Source organism: Halodurantibacterium daqingense, assembly GCF_042666235.1.
Classification (GTDB): domain Bacteria; phylum Pseudomonadota; class Alphaproteobacteria; order Rhodobacterales; family Rhodobacteraceae; genus Halodurantibacterium; species Halodurantibacterium daqingensis.
The window spans coordinates 13311-25568 of sequence record NZ_JBHTFQ010000012.1; the positions used below are offsets into that span (position 1 = coordinate 13311).

General features: G+C 61.6%; 8 protein-coding genes. 3 read left to right on the forward strand and 5 right to left on the reverse strand.

What is annotated here, in order from left to right; all coding sequences use genetic code 11:
- Window positions 1–379: 379 nt before the first annotated feature.
- Genes mobC through ACFQXB_RS17380 form a run of 3 tightly spaced genes read left to right on the forward strand, consistent with a single transcriptional unit; the run spans window position 380 to window position 5283 of the window.
- On the forward strand, window positions 380–970 hold the full coding sequence (gene mobC, locus ACFQXB_RS17370; RefSeq protein WP_377406413.1) for a plasmid mobilization relaxosome protein MobC: 591 nt from the start codon (window positions 380–382) through the stop codon (window positions 968–970).
- The gene (locus ACFQXB_RS17375; RefSeq protein WP_377406415.1) at window positions 957–3308 is read left to right on the forward strand and encodes a relaxase/mobilization nuclease domain-containing protein; all 2352 of its coding nucleotides are present in this window, start codon (window positions 957–959) and stop codon (window positions 3306–3308) included. Before mobC ends, ACFQXB_RS17375 begins: the two co-directional genes overlap by 14 nt.
- Window positions 3301–5283 (forward strand): type IV secretory system conjugative DNA transfer family protein, encoded by a 1983-nt coding sequence (locus ACFQXB_RS17380; protein ID WP_377406418.1) that lies wholly within the window; start codon window positions 3301–3303, stop codon window positions 5281–5283. Before ACFQXB_RS17375 ends, ACFQXB_RS17380 begins: the two co-directional genes overlap by 8 nt.
- Before the next feature lie 88 nt (window positions 5284–5371).
- Here the strand turns inward: ACFQXB_RS17380 and ACFQXB_RS17385 are convergent, their stop codons facing one another.
- The 5 genes from ACFQXB_RS17385 to ACFQXB_RS17405 all read right to left on the reverse strand — a co-directional run bounded on the left by ACFQXB_RS17385 (window position 5372) and on the right by ACFQXB_RS17405 (window position 12258).
- The gene (locus ACFQXB_RS17385; protein WP_377406528.1) at window positions 5372–6025 is read right to left on the reverse strand and encodes a hypothetical protein; all 654 of its coding nucleotides are present in this window, start codon (window positions 6023–6025) and stop codon (window positions 5372–5374) included.
- Window positions 6025–9123 (reverse strand): HsdM family class I SAM-dependent methyltransferase, encoded by a 3099-nt coding sequence (locus ACFQXB_RS17390; RefSeq protein ID WP_377406421.1) that lies wholly within the window; start codon window positions 9121–9123, stop codon window positions 6025–6027. Before ACFQXB_RS17390 ends, ACFQXB_RS17385 begins: the two co-directional genes overlap by 1 nt.
- Before the next feature lie 638 nt (window positions 9124–9761).
- Window positions 9762–10787 carry a type IV secretion system protein gene (locus ACFQXB_RS17395; protein ID WP_377406424.1) on the reverse strand — a complete coding sequence of 342 codons (1026 nt, stop codon included), beginning with the start codon at window positions 10785–10787 and terminating at the stop codon, window positions 9762–9764.
- Window positions 10787–11206, reverse strand: coding sequence for a hypothetical protein (locus ACFQXB_RS17400; protein ID WP_377406426.1), 420 nt, complete (start codon window positions 11204–11206; stop codon window positions 10787–10789). Before ACFQXB_RS17400 ends, ACFQXB_RS17395 begins: the two co-directional genes overlap by 1 nt.
- A gap of 17 nt (window positions 11207–11223) precedes the next feature.
- Window positions 11224–12258: an ATPase, T2SS/T4P/T4SS family gene (locus tag ACFQXB_RS17405; RefSeq protein ID WP_377406429.1), complete on the reverse strand. Its 1035-nt coding sequence runs from the start codon at window positions 12256–12258 to the stop codon at window positions 11224–11226.

A 12258-nucleotide genomic window follows, 5' to 3' on the forward strand; every position in this document is an offset into this window, starting at 1 on the left:
AAGCGTGCTCCAGTTCCCACCCTCCAGAGGGCGCGATGCAGGGAACGCGGGACGCAAGACGTGGGACGGGATGCAAAGGCCACGCTGCGCGATGCGGGATGCGCAGGCCATTTGCCACTTGCCAGACGACGCGAAGCGGGGCGCGGAAGACGCGTTGCAAAGGACGCGATGCGCGGTGCAATGCGCGGGAAACGCAGTGCGGAAGACGCGAAACGCGATGCAATGAGCGCCCTGCGCGATGCATTTGACAGAAGACGTCAAATCGGCCCCCTGGGCCGATTTTCTACATTGAGTACAAGCCCTTGGTGCCTTCTCCGCTTGTGCTGGGAGAAGGCGGGCTTGTACGAAGTTGGCAAGAAATAGGAACGTTAACTTCAAAATGTCACGCGGCCGCAGACTGACCGAGACCGAGCGCCTGAACATCGCCCAAGAGCGATTGCAGGGCGTTGCCGCTGGCGATCTCGCCACCCGCTACGGGGTCAGTCTCAAGTCCGTCTACAACGCGGCCAACCACGCTGCAGATCGCCAGACGGCGAACGGCAGTCGACCGAAGGTGATTGGCGTGCGCGTCAGCCCGAAGGAGCTACAGCGCTTCGACGATGCCCTTGCGAGCCACGGTGTCGTCCATCGCTCGGATGCTCTGCGCTGTCTTATCTTGGCCGCCGACGATCTCCTGCGCCCGGATGAGGGCATGACGGATGAGCTCAGAGGGCTGAGCGCGGCGCTGAATCGGGTCGGCAACAACGTGAACCAGGTCGCACGCCGTCTGAACGAGGCAAAGCTCAAGGGGGAGCGTCTGCCCTACACCCCCGCGAGCCATGCCGAGATCCGTGACCTCGCGGTGCTCGTCTTCGACATGGCCGACCAGATTCAGGAGATGTTCCGCGGTCGGCGCCGCGTCCTGGACCTCGAGGTCACCAAGGCCCTTGCCGGTCTGGCACGGCAGGGAGCCGAGCATGGCGCGGAGTGAAGCGCGCGGTGTCAGCCCCGCCCTCTTCGATCGCGACTGGAGCCGGGTCTCGGGCAGCTGGCAGGGGCTGGCCAGGAATGCCCAGATGGTCCGGGCAGCGCGGGGCTATTCGCCGGCCATCTTCAAGCCGATCTCGAAAGGCGGGTGCCACACGGGCGCGCAGCTGAAGGCCCAGCTTACCTATCTCACAACCAAGTCGAGCCATATCCTCGACAGCCGCGGCACCCATGACGGCAAAAAGACCCTGACCGAGGCCGAGATCAACCGGGTCGTACGCCGCTTCGAGAACCAGTGGGGCGAGCGGCACAGCCCGAAGCTCGGCCATACCTCGCATCTTCTGATGGCGTTTCCCGTGGGCACCAGCGGCGAAGAGGTGCGCGCGATCGCCGAGGCGGTGTGCGAGCGGTTCTTTCAAGGTGAGGGGTCGCAATTCGACTACATTGCTGCAATACACCAAGATCGCGCGCATCCACATGCGCATATCGTTCTGAACCGCCGCAGTAAGGATGGCGAAATGTTCTTTCTCGGGAAGGATCACCACTTCAACTACGACGCCTTCCGGGCGGCGATGGTTGACGCGGCGCAGGTCCACGGGATCCGGCTCGAGGCGACACGGCGTCTTGACCGGGGGGTCACGACCTACCGCGCCGAGATCGACGAGGTCTATAAGGCCCGTGACGAAGGCCGAGCGCCCGTCGAGCGCCAGCGCACAGGCGCTGATCTCACCGCAGCCCTGGAGACGGTGGCGCGCAATGCGCTGACCTATCGGGGTCTGGCGGCCGAGGCATCCCGGTCGAACTTCGATGACGTGGCCGAGGCGCTTGAGCGGGCCAGCACCATCCTTGCCAGTGGCGGTCAGATCCAATCTGACGGAGCCATCTACATGTCCCAAGACGAAACAGCGTTCGACACGCTGATCACCGAGTTTTCCCAGAACATCCGTCAGATCGAGGCGGCGATTGACCGAGCGCCTGCGGCGGAGCGGCCGGAGATCGAGCGCAAGCTCACCGATGTGCTGGCATCGGTCGCGCATCTCAATCCGCTCGGGGACCGCTCGGCCGCTCTGCTTGATGCGCCCTCCCGCGACGGCGTCTACGCGCGGGCCAACATGCGCGAGGATCAGATGGATCGTCTCGACGACGATGCGGTCAAGGCACGCCTCACCGAGGCGCTGCAGGGCACGGGCATCGATCCCGAAGCCGTGGCCGCCCGCATGCGCGAGGGTGCCGGCAATGCCGCGCTCGAACGGCAATGGCTGGCGCAGGATCTGCGCGCCATCGCCAAGGCAGGCGATCTCGATCTGGAAAAGGGCGAGGACCGCGAGGAAGCACTGGACCGGCTGGAAGCCGTCCATGTCCGTCTGGGCGACACCCTGACCAATGCGCGCATCTTGCGGGCCGTTGATGAGGTGGACGACACCAAGGATGACCCGGTTGCCCTGGCCGAACGGGTGACACTGCCTGAGCGCGAGCGCGCGGCGGGCGAACCTGACATCTTCGCCGCGTCCGAGCGCCGGGATTTCCAAGACCTCGTCGCCCAGTTCCGCCGGACGGATTTCGACCACCCCTTCTCGGACGACCCTTCCGTGCGCCGGGCCGGTGCCGTCGAGGTGGAAGAAGCCCGCGCCGCCTTCAACGCCTTCGCGCAGCGATCGCCCGATCATGCCGAGCTGGCTTCGATGGCCTGGGACAAGATCACCGACAGCCGCAAACCGCAGGAGTTTGCCGTCGATGAAAAGGACCGCAGGCTCCACGCGGGAGATATGGACCTGGCCCTGCGCCATCCTTCGGATGATCTTAGGCCCATCACGGAAGACGCGCGCACCCTCGCCCGCTACCGCGCGGAAATGCCGGATGACGAGTTCGGGGCAGCCGTGCAGAAAGAGATCAACCAGCTGCGCGCCATGGGCGCCTCACGCGCCTATATCAGCGAGCGGAGCTTCGACATCGAGGACAAGGCCCGGCAGGATTATGCCGAACGGCGCTTCATGGTCGAGACTGCCCCGGATGTGCTGACCTACCTGCAGCGGGCCGAGGCCGAGGACGCGAAGCCGCTCACCGAGACGGATGGGCAGCGCCTCGCCGCCCAGATCGACCGCAACCTCACGCCGAACGCGGTGACTGCCTTGCGTGCTGGCCATGCTGATGTGCTGGAAAAGTTCACCGAGCATCCGCTGCGGCAGCTGGAGCTTGCCAAAGCCTATCTGGAGAGCAGCGAGGTGACTGCGCATGGCCCAGCCATGGAGCGGGTGCTGGATGCCCTGGCCGATGAACAGATCGAGGCACAGCGTGCCCGCCATGCCGTGGCCCACGGCGAAAAGGGGATCACCCATGGATAAGGGCAAGATCGCGGGTGGCATCCTGAGCCTGACCCTGATTGGCCTTGCCATCGGCTATGTCGTGGCCACGGGGTATCTCATCCTGCGCTATGGGTTGTCGACCGAGCGCATCGATTTCACCTTGCTCGCACGGGAATACCGCGCACTGGGGTCCAGCGCCCCGCGCGACTTTGTCTGGGTAAACCTGATCTTTGCTGTGTTTGGTCTGGCGGCGTTTCTGCTCAGCATCACGCTTCTGGGTGAGGCGCTGACCCGCTTCGGCACGACGCATTGGCAAACCCGGGGCGAGATGAAGCGCAATGGCTTCTTCGCCAAGCCGGGCGGCGGCTTCCTTCTGGGCAAGCTCGGCCCCCCGAAATCGAAGCGTCCCTTCCTCGTCTCCAAGACCTTCCCACACGCACTGATTGTGGCACCCACGGGTCGGGGCAAGGGCGTAGGCTTCGTGATTCCGAACCTGCTCACCTACAAGGGCTCGGCCGTGGTGCTTGACGTGAAGGGAGAGAACTTCCGCGAGACATCGCGCTTCCGCGCCAGCATGGGCGACAAGGTGTTCCGGTTCGCGCCGACCGACTGGGACCGCCCGACGCATCGCTATAACCCGCTGGCGCGTATCGCGGCGATGACCAATCCCGACCGGCAACAGATGGAACTGAAGCTCACTGCGAAGCTCTTCCTGCAGACCGACAACGAAAAGCTGAGCGGACTTCTGGCAGGCGGCATCGATCTGTTCGTGGCGGCCGGTCTTCTGGCCTTCGAGCGCGGCGTGCCGACCATCGGCGAGATCTATCGCATCACCGCCTCGGGTGGCGACAAGCAGAAGGAATACCTGAAACGCTCGCAGGAGGTGAAGAACACCTCGGCCAAGCTGATCTTCGAGCGCATGGCTTCGACCAACAACGACACCCTGACCTCTTACCTGTCGCTCCTGATGACCTCGGGTCTCGACACCTGGGACAACCGCGCGATCGACGCGGCCACCGCGACCTCGCACTTCTCCTTCCGGGACATCCGGCGGCGTCCCCACGCAATCTATCTCGTGGTCGAGTCCGAGATGATCCGCCCGCTGGCCCCGCTGATCCGGCTCTTTTTCTCGGACCTGATCGCCTCGCTGCAGGCGCAAGAACCGAGGGACGACGAGCCTTGGCCCGTGATGATCATGCTCGACGAGTTCGACAGGTTGGGGAAGATGCCGATCGTCGCTGAAAGCATCAAGACGCTGCGATCCTTCGGCGGAAATCTGGCCATTGTCACCCAGACCATACCGGCGCTGGACGAGATCTATGGCGAGAACACCCGCCGGTCGCTTCAGGGTGGCGCGGGCGTGAAGCTCTACCTCACCCCGTCCGAGCAAAAGACCATCGAGGAGCTGAGCCAGGCCGTGGGCAAGACCACCAAGCGCGTGATCACCCGCTCCCGCGCGGTCGGCCGCAACCCGTTCGAGGGGCGCAGCGTTTCCGAGCGGACAGAGGACACGCCGCTCCTGACCGAGGACCAGGCCCGGCGCATGGACCTCGACGAGGTGATCCTCGTCATCGACGCGCAGATGCCGATCCGAGCAAGGCGGATCAAATACTTCGAGGACCCGGCGCTGAAGGTGCTTCACGCCGGTCAGGCTGGGAGTTTTCCGTACCCCGATGAGGACGGGCTGAGGCGGGATCGGCAGATGAACGAGACGCGGGAGACGGTGGAGAAGCTGAAGCTGGAACTGCAGGAGGTGAGGGCGGCCGCGGGCGCGCAGGGGTCTGGGACTGCATTTTCGTCGAATACGATTAAGACACCTGCAATGGAGACGCAAAATCCGCAGCCGGCGCTATCCGGTCGGGCGCGCGGCCGTGCAGCACGAGCTGCGGCTGGTGGCGGTGGGTCAGGTCAACTGTCGCTCGATCTGGGAGGGCTGGGGCTAAATGGGGCTGACAGGACCGAGCTGGCTGCAGCGGTTCAGACGACGCGGGCGATCATCGCGGAGTTCGCGTGATCAACCCAAACCAACTGGTAGTGCGTTCGGCAAGCAGCCGCGCAGCACTCCGGCAAGCTGTAGTTCGAGTTGCTTGCAGCTAACCCCGTTAGCATTTTTCCGCCGCCGCTGATATCTTCGAAAGCAGCGCGTGTCGAAGTTCGATTTTCGACCCAGATGGGCGAGTGTGCACTGTGCGGAAACGTTCTATCGTTTGGATGGCGGCAAGGGGTGTAGGCCCCTCAGCGAGTTCAAGAGGGCGATGGCCGCTGATTGCGTCTGCAATACGCGAAAGTGCGAAGTGTACGTCGCCGTCGATCACATAACCCACCATGCACCCTACAGGTAGTTGCTCGGCGTACTGTTCGGTGAGAAAACGCATCATGCCCTGCGTGACGTACACAGTAGCCAAGGAACTGCGGTTTCCGCCATTGATCACGTTGAGCCGCTTGCACTCATAGGCCAAGTATCGCTCCCGATCCCAGTCGAAGAGCACGGCGATGTCGATGATACCCTTGCTGTATTTCGACCCGTCAGCCGCTAGGCCGAACGGCTCGAACTGATACTCAACCCAATGGCATAGCCGACGCACTACGACGTCCTTGGCGAGTCGGTCGACGAGGTTGATGGTGATGTCATCTTCCCCTGGTTGTTCAGGAAGAACAGCCATGCACTCTGGCCACACCGCCACGATCCTCTCCATGAAGCGATCGTCAAACGAAACGAAATTGTCGACCCATCCCTGCACATCACCGATCAACATCAATCCGCGCCCCGCTGCTGGGGCGCGGCGGCGGCTTGCTGAAGGTCGAGCGCTATTCCATCGGCGTCGGCGAGCGCCGTGGAGCGTAGCCAGAAGCGCATCTGCATAGGCTTTATGAGGTAGAGGCAGTTACCGACGAAAACGCGCAGTTCTGGCATGAGCTGGAAATTGCCGTTGAGGGGCCTGTGAATGTGGGCGGCAAGTTGCTCTAGCACGTCGCTGAGCTCGCCTGCCGCGTCTTCGGCATAATCTTCATGACCGCCAAGGTGCAGGCGCAGGATCGCGAGGTCAGCGCCGCGCGCGACAAGGCGCGCATCGATCTTCTTGCCTTTGAACCATTCCGCGAGGCTCGCCGACAATGTGTGCGCATATTGAGCGCGTTGCAGTTCGTCAGGCGCGCCCCAGAGCTTCGGGAAGTGGCCTTCATGGGGCTGAAGCGCAGGAAGGATCGCCTCGACGGTATCGTCAATCAGAACGATTTCATCAGGAGACAAGCAAAAATATTGGTATGCAAGCCGGTCGATCGTCCGAAGGATCTCGATGTCATCGACCTGAACTGAAAACGGCTCGTTGGAACGTTTTCGTGCATCGTCCACGATTGCGATCAGCTCCAACGCCGCTCGGGCTGCTCCGGCTCGATCTGGGACATCGTCAGGTGATGGGAATGGCAAGCGGAGTAGGTCGGCCTGCTGAACCTCGGGTCGATCTGACCCGAATGATGCAGTGCCATGAAAAGCGTACCAAACCGCGATGCGACTATTGAGTATCGCGGTCAGGAGCTTGGCACGGTCGCTCTCGCCGTCCGGCACCACGATCGCCTGAAAGATATGCTGGAAGGACAGAGGCTGATCACAATAGGCGGCGCGAAGACGGTTCTGCGATGTCTCGACCCCACGCGGGATAAGGATCCGCGGGCCATTGAACCCGGCCTCGAATCCGCGACGGCGAACCGTCGACGATGCGGCCGGAATCAAGCCTTCCACTGTCTGAGCTAGGCGTGAGTAGGCCGCGATGGGTAGGTCCGGCAGTCGGCCCACATACGCGCTTTCTAGTGGCGGCGCATCGCTATCGCTGTCGTCATTGAAAGGTTGATAGCCTTGCCCTATCACCCAGCGATCGCCCGGCTCTTCGCGCCGACGGCTTAGGCTACCAAAATCATTGATGAAGTCCTCTAACTTGGGAAGCCGTGAGAGATAGCCGAAAAGCTTGGCGTCCGGTTCGCGCATCCAAAGGCGCTGCTTGAAGATCAGCGGATTGTCGAGCACCGCACCTACCCCGAGCGAGGCCTTGTCTGCGCTGCTCAGAGTGATGACACGCTTGATGCGCAGGTTGAGGTCTGCCTTCGGCGCCCAGTAGTCGAAGCGATACGGGAAATCACCCGCATTCGCGCTGCCATAGATGATCAGAGCCGTAGGGCGATGGGCTTTCTCGAAAAGCTGAAAGCGAAGGTCGGCAAAGTTGACGACGCGACGGACTCGGGATTTCCGGAAAAATGCATCACGTGCTTCAACAGTGTTTTTTGCATGGTTGTGCAAAAACCCCATCGCCGGCAGGAGGAACGCAACCAGTCCACCGTCGGCAAGATGCGAGAGGGCTTTCCAACTGAATGCCCAAGCGTCCTCGCCACCCGGCATCGGGTACCCTGCTTTCTTGGTCCACTTCACGGACGAACGTGCCTGACCGCGCCGACTAGTCCACGGTGGATTGCCGATGATGACCTCGTACCGGTCGCTGTCCGGCGACACTTCAAAAAAGTCACGGCAAACAAGTGTCTTGCCCCAGAGTTCCGGGAGGAGCTTTCCGCGGGTGATGAGTTTTCGGATGTCGCGTGGCGACACCTCCTCGAGGAGGGCAACGTAGAGCGAGAATACAGCGACCCGAACTGCGCCGCTGTTCAAGTCCCAGCCATGGATTTGGCTCAGCAGCGATAGCAAAGTCTTCCATGAAATCGTCTGCGTTTTGTGTTTAGCCCGCCAATTCTCACACATCCTCTGAAACGAGCGAACGAGGAACACGCCAGACCCGCAGGCAGGGTCAAGGAAGTTCCCGGTCGTCCTAGTTGAATCCGGCAACATCTCCCAGACTTGGGAAATGACGGTGTCGGCAAGGAACATGGGTGTGTAGAACGCGCCGTTGGCGCGGCGTTCGGCCTCGCGCTCACCTAGAAAGCGATCATAGACGGCGCTGACCAGTTCTATCGGGATATAGCGGAAATCATAGCCCCAGAACCGCTGCTGGCCGGAATTCGCTATCTCTTCGCGGCCTGATCGGAAGACAGCCAGAATCTTTAAATGGTCGGACGTGACTTCTGGTGCCTCGTCCTTGGGCTCAAAAGAGCATGGCGCGACGAACAGATCGCCGTTGAAATCCGCATGGAGCGTTCGAAAGAAAGACCGGAAGAGATCGACGTCACCGCTTTCCAACAGCGCCGAAAAACTCTCGACTCTATTGGCAGAGACGGCTCCAAAATAGGCAGGCGTTACGATGTCCCGGTCTTCAAGATAGGCGATAAACATCGCCTGTATGAGCAGCGCTTGTGCTGCGTCGGGGGCAAGCGCTGCTTTCTGCAGGAGATTGTGGGACTCATTCAGATTGTCGAGCAAGACCTGATCGATGCGTTCTTTTTGCGGGAAAAACTCGCAGAAGTCCTTCCAGAGACGCCCAGACTCTGCACCGTAGATGAGATTTTGAAATCTAAGTGTTTCTGTGGTCAAGCTCAGACTGTCGACAAGACAGCGCGTCTCGAAGGCATCACCGGGATCGCTCAACGGAGTACGGGCGAGCGAAAACGCTCTGAGCTTATTCTCGGCAATGACCAACAAGAGGCTCGCCAGTCCCTGATTCCACAGTGCGCCGTGAAGGTCGATTATCCTCGCACGGTCGTATTGATCGGCTTCGAGGATCGCGACAGTTGGGACACCTTGGACGCAGAAAACTGCAGATACGCCCATTTCGGTCAGGGCGGCGCGGATGGCCGCCGCATGCGGCACGTCGCTGACGCTCTCGGCTGACTCGTAGAGTTCGGGTGCGCGTCGGCGTGTCAGCCCCAAACGATCCTTCCACTCCGGTGCCAACGTGGATCGCACGATATCTGTCATGCTCGTTTACCGCTGCGTTCCGGCCTCATGGGCAATGAAGTCGGCGGAAACTTCAGATTGCCTTGGACTTGATCGACTTCAGTTGCCGTAAGCGTCACGCGCAGACGCGCAATGATGGGTCCACATGGAACACAGATTGTTGACACGTCCCATAGGCGGCCTTGGACAGAACTTACGTTGACTAAGGAGAAGCTATCGGCATCAATCAAGCACACACAGTCTTCAAGCGAGAGCCAAGACTTTCCTCGGCATTCCGTGAAGAGTTGATCGAAACGGTCGCTCGCTGTTCCCACACGCATACCGAAATCCCTGATCAACTCAGCCATGATCGCCAAACAAACGACTTCACCGGGTGTGAAGCTCGGCGCATGACCTCTGTGCGCAGCCAACGCCGGGATGGCTTCCCGCCACGATCGAAAGGCGTCCACAGAAATGGACAGGAGTTCACGGATCTGGCTCTGAGTGTAACGCATGGCACCACATTATCCGGGAATTTTGCCCAAAGCAATCCGGGGTAAGCCCCCGGATTGTTCATGGTGTGTTCTTTTCGTCCTTCTTCAACGGTGCGTGGCCGCGTCACTCAACATGATGATTGAACGACCAAAAAACCTTGTTCATCGTGAAAGAACTGTATGACCTCACCCCCCCAGCCGCTTCGCCCTCTCGGCCATCCGTACCACCTGCGCGCTTGCGGTTGCCGCGGCGCTCCGCACGGCGCCAGGCGTCTGCACCGCACCCCGCCCGATCGCCTCACCCGTCGTCAGTGCGCCGATCCTCGCCCGGCCCTGCACACCCGAGGTGTTCATTAGCCCCCGCAACACCCCTGCTGACCCGCTGACGATTGCAGGTGCTGCAGCCACCATCAGGTTCCCCGAGATCCCCCGCACGATCAACGGCGTGGCTGCGACGAACCCCTTCGCTAGGAACACCATCACGAAGAACGGCACCAGCGAGCCGATGTTGGTGGCCGAGTTCGGGTCGCCGAGCTGGGCCAGCAGCGAGTTCGCCATGCCGACGACGGTCGAGAACATGGCGGCAATGACGATTGGGTAGAAGGCGTAGCTGATCGTCGTCGAGACCCATCTGTGAAAGAAGTCCTTGGTCGAATCGAAGAGCGAAAGCGCGATCATGATCGGCGCGAGGCCCAGCATCAGGGTCAGCATCATCTTGGCGAAGATGAGGACGATGCCGGTCATGAACCCGAGCAGGCTGAGGAGGATCAAGCCGATGCCGCCAAGGATGGCGCCCGTCATCCAGTTAAGGTTGCTTCCAATTGCGTTGAGGTATGTGGCGAAGCGCTCGATCAGATTGTCGAACTCGCCCGCGAAGTGGCTGGCCCCTGCCCCTCCTCCACCGACGGACGAAACCAGCGCACCGGCGACATAGTCGAGGCCGCCGATCACGGCACTGGCCACTGCGTTAAAGTTGGCCCAGTTGAAGGCGAAGAGCCCGATCAGCGTCAGCTTGATTAGATACCAGAAGAAGCTCGCGCCATCCATGCTGCGGAACTGGAAGGCCATGTTGATGCAGACGCCGATCAGCGAGAGCGTGACCATCAGCAGGACAATCGTGCCGGTATTGCTGGCCACCGCCCCGAACTGGGACTGGGCTGCATCGGCCAGGAAACCGTCAGCGGTTTCGACCATCCAACTGACGACACTCATTACCAGTTGCCCTGAGCTTCGCAGACATCATGAACTGTGTCGCGCAGATCATTGCGCTGCCGTCTGATGTCCCGCTGCGCAGCTGTGTGTTCCGCAGCTGAGGCCAGAAGGTACCGTTCATCAAACTCTTCTGAGGCATCTTCCCATGCCGGGAAGCGGACGTCGCAGCCGCAGTTGCTTGTCTCGACGATCTGTTCCCATGCCCGCAGTTCATATAGGTCCATCAGCGTCAGCGCCTTGTAGGCCTCGCGCGGGTGAACCTCGTCCATCCAAGTCGGCCGTGCGGGCCGGTCGTTGCAGATCCGGTACTGCTGGGGCGTGATGGTCACGGTGAGATCATTCGTGACCTGCGGCGAGGTCTGTGCCGCGAGGGGCGCGGCCAGCAGGGTGACAGCTGCGGCGAGGGTGATCTTGCGCATGGGAAGTTCCTTTCGGTTCATTCGGCCGCGACAGCGGGGCGCGCAGCACCCTCTGTCTGACCCGTGTTCTGGTCTGGATGCCTTGCCTGCCCCGGCAGGAAGAACTCGGTGATGCCGCGCGCGCCATCGTGGCGCCCAGCCTGGATGATCACGTCGATGGAGCCCTCGATGTAATCGACCATGTCCGCATAGGTCATCGGCACATCGGTCTTGAGCGCAGCGATGGCGAGGCGGCGGACGGCGAGCTGCGGGGTCTCGGCATGCAGGGTGGTCAGCGAGCCGCCATGCCCGGTGTTGATCGCTTCGAGGAAAGTCATGGCCTCGCGTCCCCGGACCTCGCCCAGGACGATCCGGTCGGGCCGCATGCGTAGCGTCGATGCCAGAAGCACATCGGCGCTACGGGCCTCGGTGTCCCGGTCGGCGATCAGTGTCACGGCATTCGGCTGCTCAGGGCGCAGTTCTGCTGCCTCCTCGATGGTGATGATCCGCTCCTCGGGTGGGATCAGCGAGAGGATCTTGCGCGCCGCCACCGTCTTGCCGGTCGAGGTGCCCCCCGAGACGATCATGTTGAGCTTGTTCTCGACGCAAAACCGCAGGGCTGCGTCGATATCGCCGGAGGCCACCACATCGCGCAGGGCGGCGTTCCGTTCACGGCGGAGGCCTTCGAGGCTGCGCTCCTTGCCATAGAGGAAGCCAAGCTTGATCGTCTCCAGCGGCAGAGAGGAAAAGAACCGCAGCGATATGGAAACCCCCCCTTCCACGGCCGGCGGTTGGATCACCTGCGCCCGGATCGGACGATCGCGATAGAGGATCGAGACCGAGACGATGGGCTTCTTGGTGCTGAGCGTGGTCGAGGCGGCCGAAGCGATCTGGTTGCCGAGGTCCTTGATCTCGGTCTGGGTCAGCGGGGTGCCGAGGCCGCGCATGAAATGATCGCCCTGAAACTCGCCCCAGACCTGCCCATCGGGGTTGATGCAGACCTCGATCGTGTCATCGCGCTGCACGGTTGCGCCAAGGCGGTCGAGCGAGGCTTCGAGATAGCTCGCCGTCAT

Coding starts and splice junctions, on each gene's coding strand:
- mobC (WP_377406413.1), top strand. CDS start 380: ATGTCACGCGGCCGCAGACTGACCGAGACCGAGCGCCTGAACATCGCC.
- ACFQXB_RS17375 (WP_377406415.1), top strand. CDS start 957: ATGGCGCGGAGTGAAGCGCGCGGTGTCAGCCCCGCCCTCTTCGATCGC.
- ACFQXB_RS17380 (WP_377406418.1), top strand. CDS start 3,301: ATGGATAAGGGCAAGATCGCGGGTGGCATCCTGAGCCTGACCCTGATT.
- ACFQXB_RS17385 (WP_377406528.1), bottom strand. CDS start 6,025: ATGTTGATCGGTGATGTGCAGGGATGGGTCGACAATTTCGTTTCGTTT.
- ACFQXB_RS17390 (WP_377406421.1), bottom strand. CDS start 9,123: ATGACAGATATCGTGCGATCCACGTTGGCACCGGAGTGGAAGGATCGT.
- ACFQXB_RS17395 (WP_377406424.1), bottom strand. CDS start 10,787: ATGAGTGTCGTCAGTTGGATGGTCGAAACCGCTGACGGTTTCCTGGCC.
- ACFQXB_RS17400 (WP_377406426.1), bottom strand. CDS start 11,206: ATGCGCAAGATCACCCTCGCCGCAGCTGTCACCCTGCTGGCCGCGCCC.
- ACFQXB_RS17405 (WP_377406429.1), bottom strand. CDS start 12,258: ATGACGGCGAGCTATCTCGAAGCCTCGCTCGACCGCCTTGGCGCAACC.